The following is a 17,368-nucleotide window of genomic DNA, read 5'->3' on the forward strand; positions in this document are numbered from 1 at the left end:
GTTCCGCCCGGCGTGGCCGGGGGCGGCGCCTTGACAGGGGCCTTGGCCTTTGCGGCGGCGGCCACAGCTGCAGCGATCTTGTCCATCGCCTCGTCCAGCAGTTCACCCGCCCGCTGCTGCAAGAACATGATGCGGGGAATGCTCACCAGCGCTGCAAGTTGCGCCTTCAGCTCTTGCAGTGGCCGCAGCACGGCATTGCGCACGCTGGGCTCCGCGTGGGCATCGTCCAGGGCCTGGGTAGCCTCCTTGATCTTCGCGTCGATGGACAGAAGCGCCTTCTCACGACGCGCGCCAGCCAGCGACTCGTTGACCTTCTCCACCGCCGCGAGCAAGGCCTCGATGCGATTGACCTGCCCATACGGCATCGGGTTGGCTCGGATCGCTTCCAAGTCGCTCAAAGGCTGCGCCGAAACAGCATCCTTGGCCAGTGCCTCGCGGTTGTCGGCAAAGCTGGCCAGGCCTTCGAGCATGCGCGCCCAGACTGGGGCCTGTGTCTTGTAGAAGCTGAGCACGTCGTGCGTGTCTTCGGCCAGGTCCTTCCAAAGGTCGCGCGACGCCAGCATGGCGCTCAAGAACTCGAAGGGGTCGCGGATGGCCAGTTGACGGTCAATCGCCTGCAAGGCCTTGGCGATCTCGGTGGCGCCGGGGTAGTGCTTCTGCTCGGCCTTGACCTTGGCGCGCTCCAACTCGGCTTTGCGCCGCCCCAGGTTGTCGCGGTACGCCGCGACCAGGCCGTCTTCGTCATCCGGCGGCTGCAGCGAGAAGATCTCGCGGTGCAGGTCCCGTGCCTTGGCGCGGGTGTGGGCATCGGCCGTCTTGCGTTTGAGGATGGACACCTGCTTGAAGCGCGCGGCCTTGGTCAGCGGCTCGGCGGCAGACTTGGGATCGAGGTCTGAGCCCTCCATCACCAGCTTGATCTCGCCGGCCATGAACAGGCGGGCGATCAACAAGACCGTTTCCAGCTCAGGCCGCCAGCCCCAGGGCGCGCCGGTAAATCGGTCCACCACGTCGGACAGCAGCATTCGGCTGCTGCCGGCCGCTACGGAGAGGTAATCGCGCATCTCACCGATGGCCAGCGCGTTGCCTTCAGGCCCGTCCAAGGCGATCTTGGATTGGGCGGTGTTGTCTGAAGCGAGCACCGCGCGAATCTCGGCGGCCGGGTCAGCCTGGCGCACCTTGATGTAGCCGAGCTTGGAATAGGTGTTGGAGACGAGGTAGTTCAGCGCCTCGTCCAGCAGCACCGACGGGCCCTGGGGCTTGAGGGTTAGCTTCTGGCCCAGCGCATAGAAGTCACCCCGGCTCAACAGATCAGAAAGCTGCGCGAGGATGCGGGTCTTGCGCTCGCGGTTCTCGTCCTTGCGGTCCAGCAGGATGCGCTTGAGCGATGGCGTGGCGGCGTCGGTCTTCGGCCCTGCGATGTACTTTTCGATCTGCACGTAGGTGCGCAGCTCCACGTCCACCCGGGCGTCGTTGGCCATGCGCAGAATGGCGCGGCCGGCGCCTTCTGCGCTGCGCCCGATGCACTTGGCTTCGGTCATCAGCTCGTAGTCGGCGCCGACAGGCGACAGCACCTCCAGAGTGAGCTGCTGGTTGGCCTGGCGCCACGGCGCGCCATCGAGCAAGCGGTTGAATTCGTAGTCGGTCTTGGTGTCGCGGTGCCGCACTTTGGTCTGGCCGCTCAGCACTTCGTCGAACACCAGTTCGGACACCAGGCGCGAGACCTCGGCCGATGAGATGTCGACCGACTTGATCTCCTGCGAGACATCCCGCTCTTCGTTGGTCAGGAAGAACCAGAGGTCTCCGTTGCGGCTGACCAAGTTCTGCCGTTCCAGCCGCGCCAAGCTCTCCTGGATCTGGCGCTTCAAGGCCAGCTTGTCGGCATCGACGCGGTCCAGGCACAGCGTGGCCAGGTTGTCCACGGTGGCCTTGACGGCATCGGCATAGCGAATGAGGAACAGCGCACGAAGCAGCTTGATGTCCCACGGCTCCAGCGCCGGGTTCTCGCCGGCCTGGTCGATAGCGCGCTTAACGGCTGAGTCGAGAAAGCTTTCGATGGACGGGTAGAAGTCGTACAAGGGGACGAAGGCGTCGATCTCCCTGTCGCCGTTGCTGACAGCTGCAGTCTGAAACGCATCGAGCATCGAGCGTTCACCGCGTGCGAGGTGGCGACCGGTGGCGCCCACCTTGCGGATGGACTCGAAGACCTTCTGCAGCAGCTGGAACTGGTACGGAGCAAAGGGGTAGTGCGCGGCGTAGTCTTCGGCGTCCTTGAAGCGCGGGAAGGCCACGGCGTGATCGGCGAACGAGAGCTGGTTGTTGATGATGTCGCCCTTGGCCTTCCACACCGCCATGAGTGCCGCTTTGGCTGCGGGCGTTTTCTCCAGCAGGCGCTGCGAGATGACTTCGTCGGTGTTTGAGCTGGACAGCGATAGCCGGGTATGGAAGCGCGCTGTGATCTTTGAAAAGTCGTTGGTGCGCGACTGATTGGCCTCGCCCAGCGTGGCGTCGATGTCTTCCTGGCTGGTGACGATGACCCAGGCGCGGCCCTTGCACAGCGTGCCCAGTTCCTCAGTGATGGTCTGCAGGTTCAGCATCAGCTGGGTGTTCTTGCCGATGAACTGCCCCACTTCGTCGACGAGGAAAACGATGCGGTGCCCAGGACCCTTGGCATCGAGGTAGGTGCGCACGAGCTCGGCGAAGCCTTCGATGTTTATTCGATAGGCATCACGGGCCTCATCGAACCACTTGCCAGCGGACTCGGCCGACATCTTGAGCGCTGCGCTGAGGCCGGCGATCACATCGTCCCTAAGAAAGTCGACGGCGTCACGCTCTGCATCCCACTCGTTGCCGTTGGACGCCTTGAACGCTGCTTTGAATACTTCGAAGCTGCCCTTTGCGATGAGGTGGCGCTCCATGTTCGCTACGTGCGGCGCGTCGCCGGATAGACCCTGCTTCTCATTGAAGACGCGCAGGAACACTTGAAGGATCGCGTCGCGGTCGCTCTTGGCATCGGCCTTCGAATCGATGTTGAACAGGATCACGTCGGTCTTGCCCGCGACGGCACGACGCACATCGCCCAACAGCATTGGGTCTTTGATCTTGGACTCGAAAAACTGCGCTGCATGGCGACGCTCCCCGTCACCGGGGTGCGTGGCTTCGAGGTTCGACAGCAAGTAGGAGAGGATCTTGATGAAGTGCGACTTGCCGGAGCCGAAGAAGCCCGACACCCACACGCCCATGCGCGCGGTGATCGTCGGATCGTTCGGGCGGTCGACTGTGGCAAGGTAGGCGTCGAAGAAACGCCGCAGGTATTCGGTGACCTGCTTGGTGGTCACGTACTCGTCAAGCTCCTGCCACACACTTTCGTCGTCGTGCTGATCGGCCTTGATGACGCCGTTGATTGGCCGGTCGATCTGTTTGACGAACAGTTCTTTGATTTTCATGTGTCTCCCTCGTTCACGAGACCAGGCGGAAGGCCCGGTAGTAGTTGTCGTCGCCAAGCTTGTTGAACAGGCGCAGCGACTGGCCGTCGTATCGGCCCGGGTACAGCATCAACAGTGGCGTGTCGCGCATGTGCGGGTGCAGCGCTGACAGCAGTGTGTGGGTGCGAAGCATTGGGTAAACGGCACCGACGCCCTTCACGATCAGCAGGTCCAGATTCTGTGCCCCGACAAGGTCCACCATCCGCGCGGCGAGGCGATCCTCTTTGAGCACTGAGCGCAGGGAAGCCAGCAGAGCTTCGTCGCCTTTTTTCAACTGCATTTCGAACGCCTTCTCAAGCAGCCCACGCTCTTCGAGCAGGCCAATGACGGATTCGAAAAGATCGATAGTGGCGAAGCGGAGATCGGGCTTTTGCTTGTGCAGGCCAGGCTCGATCACGTCGGTCAGCCACGAGCGCATCTGCATCTCATTCTCGGGTGGGTAGTCGAAGATCCAGAAGCCGATTTCGCCGCCGGCGCCTCTGTTGTCGAGCACGTCAGGCGATGCGAGCCGCGGCAGGACTTGGTTCAAGCGTTTGTCGAAGGATGCGGTCATGCTTTGGCCTCCATGCGGGTAAGCGTCTCAGCGTCCCCAAGTCGTTTGAGATACGCGCGCATCTTCGGGTGCAGCATCGGCGGCGTGAGGCCCATGCGGCGCGTGGAGTCGAGGTACTTTGCTTCGGCGAGGATGCGCACGATCACTTGGAATAGCTTCTCGCGCGTGGACGCTGCCCACTGACCCACGGCGTTGTCGCGGTGCTCGCACTCTGTGAGGAATGCTTCCCACTGGCGATGGCTCAGCGTGTTTTCCAAGCGACGCAGATCAGCGATGTACACGTCGCGCAGAAAGTCGCTCAGCAGCCTGCTATGTCGTGCCGACGCTGCGAGTAACAGCTGACGGCAGAGTTCACCGTCGCTCTCAACAACGAGAGTCAGCCCTTCACCATCGAGTGTTTCCAATCGGTTGCGGATCAGCCGAGCCTGCCGACGAGCGGTAGCTGGTGATTTTTGCAATAAGTTTTCGTCTTTGATCGCAGCGTCCCACTGTGCATCGGTAGGACGATTCAACAGGAGCTTGGCGATGCGTCGGGTCTCCGGCACCATGAGGGAGCCCGCAGAAATCTCAGCGTTATAAAGTCCCACTGCTGCCCTTTTCCGCGGACGCTTCAGCGGATGCCCGCTCGGTCATTCTTGGTAAATCTTTGGTAGTCAACCTGAGCACATTGCTGGTCAATATCCTGCCCTGGCGGATGGCGCGGATGGCGCGAAGTGCTCGTAAGTGTAACGAGGCGGCGCGTGGGCGGTCGGGGCCGATGGGCGGCGCGCTCATCCGGCAGAGTAGCGCGCGGCCACGCCATTGACCGGCCGACTGCAGCCGGTCGCGGTCGGTGAGCTTCGGGCCCGGCCGTCCATCGACATGCGCCTCGAATTCCCGCGTTGCATGGTCGAGGTGGCCAGTCGATGGTGACCGCCGTGTTCGAGCTATCTCGTCGCGCCTCATATCAAGAAGCTCGCGCAGGTGCGCGAGCGGGGGTGGCCAAGCCGCCGGCGCGATCGCGCCTCCTGAAGGCGCTCCGTCCGCCGCAAGGTCTTCGGGAGCGCCACCGCAACCTGCGGCGAGCGGCATCATCGCCGGCGCCGCGCAATTAGGATCTCCATCCGATGGGTGAGGCGTGGGCGCCACCCCCGAACACGGCAAGAAAGAGATCAGACGTCGCCTCGCGCATGGACGCGTTGGCCTCTGTGAGCTTGCCGTCGGTGCCTCGATGCGCGCCCTGCAGTCATCGAAGAAGTGATCGCTGGCGTCCTAGGTCCTTGCCTGTCCACTTGGGCGCCGTGCTGGCTCACGTAGTGCGCGGAATTGTCCTTGGAGAGCTTGTTCTTTCGGTACAAAAACCCCCTACCGGTGGCTACATGGTGGCTACATGACCTTAGAAACAAAAAAGTCCGCTATCGATTTGATAGCGGACTTTCCTTACTGGGACTGGTGCCGGAGAGATGAATCGAACACCCGACCTTCTCATTACGAATGAGCTGCTCTACCGACTGAGCTACACCGGCTTAGCCTTCGATTATAGCGGGTCGTGGTAGCGGGTCAGGCGCTCGACTTCGTTTTTCGAACCCAGGGCCACAGCTACGCGCTCGTGCAGTTTGGTGGGCTGCAATTCGAGAATTCGCTCGCGGCCATTGGTGGCGGCACCGCCGGCCTGCTCGACCAGCCAGCTCATCGGGTTGGCCTCGTACATGAGACGCAGCTTGCCGGGCTTGCCAGGTTCGCGCTTGTCCCACGGGTACATGAAGACGCCGCCGCGCATCAGGATGCGGTGCACGTCGGTCACCATGCTGGCGATCCACCGCATGTTGAAGTCTTTTTCGCGTGGGCCTTCGGTGCCGGCCAGCATCTCGTCGATGTAGCGCTTGACCGGGGTATCCCAGTGGCGCATGTTGCTCATGTTGATCGAGAACTCCTGGGTGTCTTCAGGGATGCGCAGGTTCTCTTGCGTGAGCACGAACGAGCCTTGCTCGCGGTCGAGCGTGAACATCGCGACGCCATCGCCAACCGTCAACACCAGCGTGGTCTGCGGGCCGTAGATGCAGTAGCCCGCAGCCACCTGGTTCTCGCCCGGCTGCAAGAAGTCGGACTCCTGCACGCCGTGCTCGCCTTCGGGCTTTTTCAGCACGCTGAAGATGGTGCCGATGCTGACGTTGACGTCGATGTTGCTGGAGCCGTCGAGCGGGTCGAACAGCAGCAGGTATTCGCCTTGCGGATAGCGATTGGGCACCACATAGATGCTGTCCATTTCTTCGCTGGCCATGGCCGCCAGATGGCCGCCCCATTCGTTGGCCTCGATCAGCACTTCGTTGGCGATGATGTCCAGCTTCTTCTGGATCTCGCCCTGCACGTTCTCGCTTTCGGCCGAGCCCATGATGCTGTTTTCGCCTCCGAGCTGCCCCTTGTTGACGGCCATGCTGATGCTCTTGCAGGCGCGCGCCACGACTTCGAGCAGCAGCCGCAGTTGCGCTGGAATCTTTCCGTCGACGCGCTGCTGTTCGACCAGATAGCGGGTGAGTGAAATGTTCTGTGCCATGAATGCTTCTTTAGAACTTGGTACGTCAGTGCGTTACACGGCCAAGGCGCGCGTGACGACCTCGTGCGTGTCTTTGCTGAGGTCGGGTTTGGCCGCGACACGGGCGATGGCCTCGCGTGCTGCGCTTCGGTACGGCTCGGCCAGCTTGCTCCAGCGGTCGAGGCCGCGTGCCAGGCGCGCCGCTACCTGCGGGTTGATGGCGTCGAGCTCGATCACACGGTCGCTCCAGAACACATAGCCGGCCGCATCGGGCCGGTGGAATGCGCCGGGGTTGCCGCTGCAATAGCTGAAGATCACGCTGCGCGCGCGGTTCGGGTTCTTGATGGAGAAGTCCGGGTGCTTCATCAATTGCTTGACCAGCGGCAGGATGTCGCCATTGCGGTCGGGCGCGCCGGCCTGGAGCGAGAACCACTTGTCGATGACCAGCGCCTCGTCCTTGAAGATCGCATGAAAACGCGCCAGCGCCTGAGCCGCCAGCGCATGGCCCGACGACACCAGTGCGTTGAGTGCATTGAAGCGATCGGTCATGTTGCCGGCGTCCTTGAAGCGCTGCAGCGTTTTACCCGGCCACACGGTGTCGTTGGACTCGCGCGCAGCGATGCAGAGGTACGTCAACGCCATGCCCGCCAACGCGCGTCGGCCCGACGATGTCGGATCGGGGCTGTAGGCGCCGGTGTCCTGGTTCTCTTCGTAGACGCGCTGCCAGTCGGAGAAGAGGGCGGTCGCCAATTGCACCCGCATGGCTTCGCGCACGGCATGCACCCGCTGCGGATCGACCACTTCCAGCTGCTCTGAGATGTAGGTTTCCGATGGAAGCGCGAGCACCAGTTCCTTGAAAGCAGCGTCGAGATTCGGGTCGCGCAGCACGCCGCGCATCGCGTCGACATACGCTTCGTTCAGAGCCGGACCGGTGGCGTTGGCATCGCCGGTGATTGCCTGGATGGCCGAGCGCAAACCGAGGCGCTGGCCGGCTTCCCAGCGATTGAACGGATCGACGTCGTTAGCCAGCAAGGTGAGCAACTGCGTGTCGCTGTAGTCGAAGTCCAGAATCACCGGCGCGCTGAAGCCGCGCAGGATCGACGGCACAGGTTCGGCGTCGAGGTTGATGAAAGTGATCTGCTCGCGTTCCTGCGTCAGCACCAGCGCGCGCGTGCCGTGCGCCGCGTCGCTTTCGCCTTCGAGTTGCAACGGCAGCTCATGCCCGTCGGCGCTCAGCAAGCCGAGGTTGACCGGAATCACGAACGCCTCTTTGATGGGCTGGCCCGGCGTCGGCGCGCAGCTCTGCGCGAAGCTCAATGTGTAGCTGCGCTGGGCCGCGTCGTAGTTGCCTTGTGCCGCGAGGCGCGGCGTACCAGCCTGCGCGTACCAGCGCTTGAACTGCGGCAGCAGGCTTGCAAGGTCGGAATCAGGGTTGGCATCGGCAATCGCGTGCGCAAAATCGTCGCAGGTCACGGCCTGGCCGTCGAAGCGCTCGAAGTAGAGCGTGATGCCGCGTTCGAAGCCTTTGCGGCCCACCAGCGTCTGCATCATGCGAACGACTTCGGCGCCTTTTTCGTAGATGGTGACGGTGTAGAAATTGCTGATCTCGATGTAGCTGTCGGGCCGCACCGGGTGCGCCATCGGGCCGGCATCTTCGGGGAACTGCGCGGTGCGCAATACGCGCACGTCTTCGATGCGCTTGACCGCGCGGGCCGATGCGTCGGCGCACAGGTCCTGGCTGAATTCCTGGTCGCGGAAGACGGTAAGGCCTTCTTTCAGCGACAGCTGGAACCAGTCGCGGCAGGTCACGCGGTCGCCCGACCAGTTATGAAAGTACTCGTGGCCGACCACGCTTTCTATGTTGCTGTAGTCGGCGTCTGTAGCCGTCGCCTGATTGGCCAGAACGTACTTCGTGTTGAAGATGTTCAGGCCCTTGTTTTCCATCGCGCCCATGTTGAAGTCGCTTGTCGCAACGATCATGAAGCGGTCGAGGTCGAGCGGCAGGCCGAAGCGCGCTTCGTCCCACAGAACGGAGTTGACCAGCGAGTTCATCGCGTGCTCGGTCTTGTCGAGATCGCCGGCACGCACATAGACCTGCAGCAGATGCTCCTTGCCGTTGCGCGCGGTGATGCGCTGCTCGCGTGCCACCAGCTTGCCGGCGACCAGCGCGAACAGATAAGCCGGCTTCTTGAACGGGTCGACCCACTTGGCGAAGTGGCGTCCCTCGTTGCCCGGCCCTTCCAGATCGCCGTGCTCGACCAGGTTGCCGTTCGACAGCAGCACCGGGTAAGCGTACTTGCTGGCGCGCAGCGTGACGGTGTAGCTGGCCATCACGTCGGGTCGATCGAGGAAGTACGTGATGCGGCGAAAGCCCTCGGCCTCGCACTGCGTGAAGAAGGTGTCCTCGCTCACGAACAGGCCCATCAGCTTGGTGTTCTTGATGGGGCAGCAGGTCGTGAAGATCTCGAGCTCGAAAGCATCGGGCAGGGCGTCGATGACCAGCTGGTCGCCTTCGATGCGGAACGACGCGCCGTGGTTGTCGACCAGCACGCGTGCCAGGTTCAGCTCGTCGCCATCGAGGCGCAGTGGCTGCACCGGCACCGCGGGATTGCGGCGCATGCGCATGCGGTTGAGCACGCGGGTTTTGTTCGGGTCGAGGTCGAAGGTCAGCTCGACCGTGTCGATCCAGTAGGCGGGCGCGACATAGTCTTCGCGGCGAATGGCGACCGGTTGGCCTTGTGCGTCACGCAACAGCATCGAGAGTCTCCAGAAAATTTGAATGGGCGAGTTCGTCGTAGTCGTGCACGGCGGCGATGACGTGCGGGCCGGCGAGCTCTGCGGGCGTGTGCGTGCTGCAGACGGCGACGGCGCGCATGCCGCCACGCCGTGCGGCTTCAATGCCGAAAGGCGCATCTTCGAAAACGATGCAGCGCGCAGGCGCCACGCCGATGCGGCGCGCAGCTTCTAGAAAGATCTCGGGGGTCGGCTTGCCGGCAAAGCCTTCGTCGCCACCGACGATGGCCAACGGCAGCGGGTCCATCCTGAGCCGCGACATCGCGAACTCGATGTTGTGTTTGTCGCCGGCTGTGCCGACGGCGATCTTCAGCCCGCGTGCCACAGCGGCCTTGGCGAAAGCGCCGAAGCCTCCCACCTCACGGAACTCCGCCGCGAAGAGCTCGCGGTAGATCAGCTCTTTCTCGTGCGTGATTTCCGCGCTCTCAACCTCGGTCACCTCGCGCTGCATCAGCTCGCGCGCGCATTCGACGGCTGTGCGGCCGGTGGTGCGGCGCATCAGGTCCGGCACGTCGATCGTCATGTTGCGGCGGCGCGCGTACTCGACCCATGCCTTGGCATGCCAGGGCATCGAGTCGATCATGGTGCCGTCCATGTCGAAAATGAGCGCTTCGACGGGGCCTGTCCAGAGCGTATCGGCCGCCATCAGACGCCTTGCTTCAACGACGCTTCGATGAAGACATCGAGATCGCCGTCGAGCACCTTCTGCGTGGCCGACACTTCGACGTTGGTGCGCAGGTCCTTGATACGGCTGTTGTCCAGCACGTAGCTGCGAATCTGGTGACCCCAGCCCACGTCGGTCTTTGTGTCTTCCAGTTTTTGCTGCGCTTCCTGCTGCTTCCTCAACTCGAAGTCGTACAGCCGTGAACGCAGGCGTTTCCACGCTACGTCGCGGTTGCTGTGCTGGCTGCGGCCGTCCTGGCACTGCACCACGATACCGGTCGGGATATGCGTGAGCCGCACCGCCGAATCGGTCTTGTTGATGTGCTGCCCGCCCGCGCCGCTGGCCCGGAAGGTGTCGACCCGCACGTCCGACGGGTTGATGTCGATCTCGATCGAATCGTCGACTTCGGGGTACACGAAGATGCTGGCGAAGCTGGTGTGGCGGCCGCCCGACGAGTCGAAAGGCGACTTGCGCACGAGGCGGTGCACCCCGGTTTCGGTGCGCAGCAAACCGAAGGCGTAGTCGCCCTCGACCTTGATGGTCGCGCCCTTGATTCCGGCGGTGTCGCCCGGTGTTTCGTCTTCGATCTGCGTCTTGAAACCCTTGCGCTCGGCATATTTCAAATACTGGCGCAGCAGCATGCTGGCCCAGTCGCAGGCTTCGGTGCCGCCGGCGCCGGCCTGGATGTCGACAAAGCAATTGAGCGGGTCTGCCGGGTTGTTGAACATCCGGCGGAATTCGAGCTGCTTGATGTCGGCTTCGAGCTTGCCGGCGTCATCGGAGATGGCTTGCAGGCCATCCATGTCGCCGTCTTCCTTCGACATGTCGAAAAGCTCGGTGTTGTCGGACAGCCCGCTGGTGAGCTTGTCGAGCGTGACGACCACGTCGTCGAGCGCCTTTTTCTCGCGGCCAAGCTCCTGCGCTTTCTTGGGGTCGTTCCAGACCTTGGGATCTTCGAGCGATGCGTTGACCGTCCTCAGTCGTTCGGCTTTGGCATCGTAGTCAAAGATACCTCCGTAAATCGACCGTGCGCACGCTCAGGTCGGCAAGGCTGGCGCTGATTTGGTTGATTTGCTCTGCATCCATGGGGTGTCCTGACGGTGTTCGGGGAAACCGGGTATTTTCTCACGGCTTCATGAAATGGCGACGGCCACCTCCAGAGGCAGAGTGACCCGAAAGACCGCACCGGCGCCGGGTTGGCTTTCGACGCTGATTTCGCCACCGTGGGCCCGCACGATCTGACGTGTGATGTAGAGCCCCAGGCCGAGACCAGCGGCGTGCTTTTTGCTGTCGGCGGTGCGTTCGAATTGTTCGAAGATGCGCTCCTGATCCGCCGTTGCAATGCCCATGCCGCCGTCACGCACCGTCATGAAAGCCTGCGGCGCTGCACCCGCGAAACCGGCGCTGGCGGCAGCGACACCGACCTCCACCCGCACCGGCTTGCCGCCGCCGTAGCGCAGCGCGTTGGTCAGGAGGTTGGTCAGCACCTGTTCGACGCGGAACTCGTCCCACATGCCTTGCACCGGCCCGGCGGCGTGCAGCGTGATGGTCGAGCCCACGGCCTCGGCCTGCTGCCCCAGGCTATCGACCACGCGCGCGGCCATCGCCGCCAGATCGAAGGGCTTGGGCTGGATCGACAGGGCACCGCTGCGCAGCCGCGTGACGTCGAGCATGTCGTCGATCAACCGCACCATGTTCTGGATCTGCCGCTGGTCGCGCTCGATCATGGCCGGCAGCTTGGCGGGCTCGAAGGGCGCCAGATTGCCTTTGGTGAGATGCAGCTTGCGCACCTGTGTTTCGAGATAGAGCGTGTTGAGCGGCGTGCGCAGTTCGTGCGACACCATCGACATGAAGTCGTCGCGCATGCGTACCGCGCGCTGCAGTTCGCACTGGGCCGTCTGTAGCTGCTGCACCAGTTGCTCCGTCTGATGATGGGCCGCTGCCAGCGCGTCCATCTCGTGCTTCAGTGCCTTGCGGTGACGGTGCAGGTCGACGAAGACGTTGACCTTGCTGATGACCACGTGACCATCGAGCGGCTTCTGCAAGAAGTCGACCGCGCCACTTTCGTAGCCCTTGAAGGCGTAGTTGAGTTCGCTGCCCGCGGCGCTGACGAAGATGATCGGGATGTGCCGCGTGCGCTCCGTGCCACGCATCATCTCGGCCAGCTCGAAACCGTTCATGCCGGGCATCTGCACGTCGAGAATGGCGAGCGCGAACTCGTGCTCGAGCATCAGCGCCAGCGCCGCGTCGGCAGAGGTCGCCTGGTACACGGTGCGCAGAGGCCCGCGAACGAGCGCGTCGAGCGCCATCAGGTTTTCCGGAAGGTCGTCGACGATCAGCAGTTTGCTTTCGACGTCAGTGAGCATGAGGCGAATCCAAGGGGTCCAGTCGAAGAAGTAGCGAGCTCAATCCGAGCAAAGGCAGCACGGCATCCGGCGTGTGGCGGGCCAGCGCGGCCAGCGGCATGGTCGGCACATGCGCTTCAAGCGGATCTTGCACCGCCGTGAAACCGCCGAGAGAATGAATGTGCGCCATGCCGCGCGCGCCGTCTTCGTTGGCGCCGGTGAGCAGCAGCCCGGCCAGGGCACTTTGGTAGGCGTCGGCCGCCGAACTCATCAGCACATCGATCGACGGGCGGGAGAAAAGTACCGGCGGTTCGCAGCTCAAGGAAAAACAGCGATCCCGCTCGATCGACAGGTGGTAGCCCGGCGGCGCGAAGTGCAGCGTTCCGGGGGCGAGCGGGCGCTTGTCTTCGGCCTCGCAGACCGGAATCGAAAGGCGCGGCGCAAAGACTTCGGCCAGACGGCTTTCGCGTCCTTCGGGCAAGTGCAACACCGTGACGATCGGCAGCCGCCATGTCTGCGGCAGACCGACAAGCAGGTTGAGCAGCGCGTCGATGCCACCCGCCGAGGCGCCAATCACCACGGCATCGATCCGTCGTGTCGTCACGAGGCTTTCCGGAACAGGCGCTCGGCCCTAACCAGCGGATCGAAGCGCGTCGCATAGCCGGAGAAATCGATGCTCTCCTTCGAGCCCAGGCCGAGAAAGCCGCGATGGCACAGCGATTCGTGGAAGAGACCGAGCGCGCGGTCTTGCAATTGGCGGTTGAAGTAGATCAACACGTTGCGGCACGACACCAGCTGGGTCTCTGCAAACACGCTGTCGGTGGCCAGGCTGTGGTCGGCAAAGATGACGTTGGCGCACAGCGACGGGTCGAACCTGGCGGCATCGTAGGCGGCGACGTAGTAGTCGGAGAACGCTCGCGTGCCGCCGGCGCGTTGGTAGTTGACCGTGTACTTTTGCAGCGTGTCGAGCGCGAAGATGCCCTGCCGCGCCTTGTCGAGAGAGGCGGAGTTGATGTCGGTCGCATAGATCCGGCTGCGGTCGAGCAGGCCCTCTTCACGCAGCAGGATGGCGAGCGAATACACCTCTTCGCCGGTGCTGCACCCGGCGACCCACACCTTGATGGAAGGGTAGGTGTGCAGCACCGGAACCACCTGCCGCCGCAGTGCCAGAAAGTAGCTCGGGTCGCGAAACATTTCGCTGACCGGAATGGTGAGGTACTGCAGCAGCCGCGTGAAGATCGCCGGCTCTCGCAGCACCTGGTCCTGCAGCGCGGAAACCGAGGACAAGCCCAACTGCGTCAGCGCGTAGGTCACGCGACGCTTCTGCGAGGCGCCGGTGTAGTCACGGAAGTCGTAGCTGTACTTGAGGTAGATCGCCTCCATCAGCAGGCGAAGGTCGATCTCGTCGTTGCCGGGCGGCACGAGCGCGGGAGGAGGGTGGGCGGAAGCCGGGGGCAGCGAGGTCATAGCCGTTCCATCTTGGGCATCCACACGCGCAACAGCGAGAAGAGCCGATCGAGGTCGACGGGCTTTGCAAGGTAGTCGTTGGCACCTGCAGCCAGGCATTGTTCCTGGTCGTCTTTCATCGCCTTGGCCGTGACGGCGATCACCGGCAGATTGTCGAAACGCTTGTCTTGGCGAATCCGCCGCGTGGCCTCGAGGCCGTCCATCTCCGGCATCATCACGTCCATCAGCACAAGGTCGATGTCGGGCACGCTGTCGAGCTTGGCGAGCGCTTCGAGGCCGTTGCGTCCGATCTCCACGATGGCGCCGCGTTGCTCCAGTGCGCTGGTCAGGGCGAAGATGTTTCGCACGTCGTCATCGACCAGCAGGATGCGGCGGCCTTCGAAAACGCGGTCGCGGCCGCGGGCGGTCTTGAGCATCGTTTGCCTTTCGCTCGACAGCTCCGATTCCACCTTGTGCAAAAACAGCGTGACTTCGTCGAGCAACCGCTCCGGCGAGCGCGCACCCTTGATGATGATGGAGCGCGAGTAGCGCAGCAGCTCGGCTTCTTCGTCGCGCGTGAGGTTGCGCCCGGTGTAGACGATGACCGGCGGAAACGACGAGATCTCCTCGGTCGCCATGCGCTTGAGCAACTCGCTGCCTTGCATATCGGGCAAGCGAAGGTCGGTGATCATGCAGTCGAACACGCGGTTGCGCAGCAGCTTCATCGCCTCTTCGCCGGACGCGACCGCAGTGATCGCCACGTCGTCGTCGCCAATGAGCTTGATTACGCTTTCGCGCTGCAGTGCGTCGTCTTCCACCAGCAGCACCTGCTTGACCTTTTGCGACAGCTTGTCTTCAATCTTCTTGAACACTTGCTTGAGCTGGTCGCGCGAAGTGGGCTTCAACGCGTAGCCGATTGCGCCCATGTGCAGCGCGGCTTCCGACTGGTCTTGCGCCGACACCACATGGACCGGGATGTGCCGCGTCTGCGGATCGTCCTTGAGGTGCTGCAACACGTTGAGGCCGCTGCTGTCGGGCAGCCGCATGTCGAGCAGGATGGCGTCGGGCACGAACTGAGTCGCGAGGGCGAAGCCATCGGCTGCGCCGTGCGCCACCAGGCAGCTGTAGCCGAGCTCGTGCGCGAGGTCGTAGAGGATGTGCGCGAACTGCGGCTCGTCTTCGATGACGAGCACGCGGCGCGCCTGGTCACGCGGCAAGGCGCGATCGTCGGCGAAGGTGGGCAGTACGGGGCGGGGCGGCGCAGCGGGGCCAGGAGTGAGCGGCGTCGACATCGCCCGCGCCGTGGACTTGGCTGCCCGCGTACGTGAGGGCGAAGGTGAAGGTGAAGGTGCGGAGGCAAGCACCTGCCCGGCGCCCGAATGCGCGCTACGCACCGGCAATTCCGCCGGCTCCGACGGCAATGCGGCGGGCAACCTCAGCGTGAACGTACTTCCATGACCCGGCTCGCTCTCCACTTCGAGCGTGCCACCCAGCAGATGCGTCAGGTCACGCGAAATCGACAGGCCCAAGCCGGTGCCGCCATAGCGCCTGCTGGTGGTGCCGTCTGCCTGGCGAAAAGCTTCGAAGACCACCTCCTGCTGATCGGCCTGGATGCCGATGCCCGAGTCGCTCACGGAGAACGCCACGCCACCCTCGGGTGCAGCCGAAACACCCAGCACCACCTCGCCGCGTTCGGTGAACTTGAGCGCGTTCGACAACAGGTTCTTGAGGATCTGCTCGAGCCGCTGGCGGTCGGTGTTGAGGCTCGTCGGCGCGCCCGGCTGCAGGTCGAGCCGGAAGCCCAGACTTTTCTGCTTGGCGAGCGGCGTGAAGGTCATCGCGAGGCTGTCGGTCAGGCGTGACACCGGCACGTCTTCGGCCACCAGTTCCATCTTGCCGGCCTCGACCTTGGCGATGTCCAGGATGTCGTTGATCAACAGCAGCAGGTCGTTGCCCGAGGCGTAGATCGATTCGGCGAACTTGACCTGCTCGGCACTGAGGTTGCCCATCGGGTTGTCGCCCAGCAGCTTGGCGAGGATGAGAGCGCTGTTGAGCGGCGTGCGCAGCTCGTGCGACATGTTTGCCAGAAATTCCGACTTGTAGCGACTGGCGCGCTGCAGTTCTTCGGCCCGTTCGTTCAGGTCGCGTTGCACGCGGCGCAGAGCCAGATTGCGCTGGTCGAGTGCCTCGGTTCGCTCCGACAACTGGCTGTTGGTTTGCTCCAGCTCGGCCTGCTGGTTTTCAAGCGTTGCCTGCGATTGGCGTAACACGCGCGATTGCTCTTCCAGCTCTTCGTTGGCGGTGCGCAACTCTTCCTGCTGGACTTGCAGCTCCTCGTTGAGTTGCTGCGTTTCGGCCAGTACGTCTTGCAGCTGCTCGCGATAGCGCGCGGCGGCCACGGCGCTGCCAAGCGTGCCCGACACCGAGTCGAGCAGCGCAGATGCACGCGCGTCGGGCTTGGTCATCAGGCCAAGTTCGAGCACACCGTTGACGAACCCATCGTTGGCAATCGGCAGCAACAGCGCGGCGCGCGGCGACATGGCGCCCAGGCCGGTATTCACCTTCAGGTAGTCGGCCGTCACTGGTTCGACCAGCATCGTGCGGCGCTCGATGGCAACCTGTCCGAGCAGGCTTTCGGTCGACGAGAAGGTCTGCGAGCTGGCCTCGGCCTCGGCCGAAAAACCGTAGCTCGAGGCACGGCGAAGCCTGCCGTTCGGCTCGCGCACATAGAGCGCACCGACAGTGCTGCCGAGCTGTCGCGCGAAGAACGCGAGCGCCTTGCGACCGAGCTCCTGCGCGCTGAGCTGGCCGACAATTTCGGCCGCCAATTCTGTCTGCGAACTGCGCAGCCAGGCCTGCTGTTGCAGCACCTCGGCGTGCGCGGTTTGTTCGTCGAGCGCGGCGCCGTAGTTGGTTGACAGCTCGGTGAGTTGCCGGCGTCCGAAGTACGCCAGATAGCCGGTGAGGATCAGGCTGAACAGCACATAGGCCACCACCACTGCAATGCTGGTGTTGTGCGCTTCGTTGTTGCGCTGAAAACGCAAAGCCTGTTCGGTGGAAATGAAGGCGCCGTACTCGGCTCGCATGGCATCGCTCAGTGATTTGCCACGGCCGGCCGTCACGGCCGTGCGGTAGTCCTGACCGGCGCGCCGCAACGCGATCAGCTCGGATGCGTAGGCATCCCAGCTCTTTTGTGTGGCCGCGATGCGGTCGACGCGCGACACCTGCTGCGCGTTGTCGGACACCAGCAGCCGCAATGCGGCCAACTCGGGGCCGATGCGTGCTTGGGCGGCGTCGTAGGGTTGGAGAAAACTTGGCTCTCCGGTGATGAGGAAGCCCCGCATGCCCGATTCGAGATCGACGGTGAGGCGCTGCGCCTCTGTCGCGCTCCGGGTGACCTGGTCGGTGTGTTCGACCCAACCGATCACCGACAAAAGATAGAGGATCAAGGCCACGAACGTGACCGCGCCTGCCAGCCCGGCGACAAGGGGCAGCTTGACGTTGCGACTCAGCGCGCGCTGAAAGGATTGCTGATCGATCGCGCGGGAGCTTTTCATGGGAGATGGGTGGGAG

Annotated in this window: 11 protein-coding genes and 1 tRNA gene; all 12 read right to left on the reverse strand. The window is 63.3% G+C overall.

What is annotated here, in order from left to right:
- Positions 1–3,443 (reverse strand): BREX system P-loop protein BrxC (gene brxC, locus QN397_RS24995; RefSeq protein WP_323502283.1); only part of this gene is annotated, 3,443 nt, incomplete at its 3' end.
- A 13-nt stretch (positions 3,444–3,456) separates the two neighbouring features.
- Positions 3,457–4,035 (reverse strand): DUF1788 domain-containing protein, encoded by a 579-nt coding sequence (locus QN397_RS25000; RefSeq protein ID WP_323502284.1) that lies wholly within the window; start codon positions 4,033–4,035, stop codon positions 3,457–3,459.
- Positions 4,032–4,622, reverse strand: a complete 591-nt coding sequence (locus tag QN397_RS25005; protein ID WP_323502285.1) for a DUF1819 family protein — start codon at positions 4,620–4,622, stop codon at positions 4,032–4,034. Before QN397_RS25005 ends, QN397_RS25000 begins: the two co-directional genes overlap by 4 nt.
- An 842-nt stretch (positions 4,623–5,464) precedes the next feature.
- Positions 5,465–5,540, reverse strand: a tRNA-Thr gene (locus QN397_RS25010).
- An 11-nt stretch (positions 5,541–5,551) separates the two neighbouring features.
- Complete coding sequence (locus QN397_RS25015; RefSeq protein WP_323495295.1) at positions 5,552–6,568, reverse strand: class 1 fructose-bisphosphatase; 1,017 nt, start codon at positions 6,566–6,568, stop codon at positions 5,552–5,554.
- Positions 6,569–6,601: 33 nt separating this feature from the next.
- Positions 6,602–9,304 carry an aminopeptidase N gene (pepN, locus tag QN397_RS25020; RefSeq protein WP_323495294.1) on the reverse strand — a complete coding sequence of 901 codons (2,703 nt, stop codon included), beginning with the start codon at positions 9,302–9,304 and terminating at the stop codon, positions 6,602–6,604.
- Positions 9,291–9,986: an HAD family phosphatase gene (locus tag QN397_RS25025; RefSeq protein ID WP_323495293.1), complete on the reverse strand. Its 696-nt coding sequence runs from the start codon at positions 9,984–9,986 to the stop codon at positions 9,291–9,293. Before QN397_RS25025 ends, pepN begins: the two co-directional genes overlap by 14 nt.
- A protein-coding gene (gene prfB, locus QN397_RS25030) for a peptide chain release factor 2 (protein WP_323495292.1) occupies positions 9,986–11,090 on the reverse strand; the annotation gives its coding sequence in 2 pieces (ribosomal slippage) (positions 9,986–11,008 and positions 11,010–11,090; 1,104 coding nt in all). Before prfB ends, QN397_RS25025 begins: the two co-directional genes overlap by 1 nt.
- A gap of 47 nt (positions 11,091–11,137) precedes the next feature.
- Complete coding sequence (locus QN397_RS25035; RefSeq protein WP_323495291.1) at positions 11,138–12,370, reverse strand: hybrid sensor histidine kinase/response regulator; 1,233 nt, start codon at positions 12,368–12,370, stop codon at positions 11,138–11,140.
- A complete protein-coding gene (locus QN397_RS25040) occupies positions 12,360–12,953 on the reverse strand; it encodes a chemotaxis protein CheB (RefSeq protein WP_323495290.1) in 594 nt (197 codons plus the stop codon). The genes QN397_RS25035 and QN397_RS25040 overlap by 11 nt, the downstream gene beginning before the upstream one ends.
- Positions 12,950–13,816: a protein-glutamate O-methyltransferase CheR gene (locus tag QN397_RS25045; protein ID WP_323495289.1), complete on the reverse strand. Its 867-nt coding sequence runs from the start codon at positions 13,814–13,816 to the stop codon at positions 12,950–12,952. Before QN397_RS25045 ends, QN397_RS25040 begins: the two co-directional genes overlap by 4 nt.
- On the reverse strand, positions 13,813–17,352 hold the full coding sequence (locus QN397_RS25050) for a response regulator (RefSeq protein WP_323495288.1): 3,540 nt from the start codon (positions 17,350–17,352) through the stop codon (positions 13,813–13,815). The genes QN397_RS25045 and QN397_RS25050 overlap by 4 nt, the downstream gene beginning before the upstream one ends.
- Positions 17,353–17,368 lie beyond the last annotated feature (16 nt).

The organism is Variovorax sp. RTB1 (assembly GCF_035018765.1).
Lineage (GTDB): Bacteria > Pseudomonadota > Gammaproteobacteria > Burkholderiales > Burkholderiaceae_C > Variovorax.

Excerpts from the sequence above, each read along its gene's own strand:
- QN397_RS25000 (WP_323502284.1), bottom strand. The coding sequence starts at position 4,035 with ATGACCGCATCCTTCGACAAACGCTTGAACCAAGTCCTGCCGCGGCTC.
- QN397_RS25015 (WP_323495295.1), bottom strand. The coding sequence starts at position 6,568 with ATGGCACAGAACATTTCACTCACCCGCTATCTGGTCGAACAGCAGCGC.
- pepN (WP_323495294.1), bottom strand. The coding sequence starts at position 9,304 with ATGCTGTTGCGTGACGCACAAGGCCAACCGGTCGCCATTCGCCGCGAA.
- QN397_RS25025 (WP_323495293.1), bottom strand. The coding sequence starts at position 9,986 with ATGGCGGCCGATACGCTCTGGACAGGCCCCGTCGAAGCGCTCATTTTC.
- QN397_RS25035 (WP_323495291.1), bottom strand. The coding sequence starts at position 12,370 with ATGCTCACTGACGTCGAAAGCAAACTGCTGATCGTCGACGACCTTCCG.
- QN397_RS25045 (WP_323495289.1), bottom strand. The coding sequence starts at position 13,816 with ATGACCTCGCTGCCCCCGGCTTCCGCCCACCCTCCTCCCGCGCTCGTG.
- QN397_RS25050 (WP_323495288.1), bottom strand. The coding sequence starts at position 17,352 with ATGAAAAGCTCCCGCGCGATCGATCAGCAATCCTTTCAGCGCGCGCTG.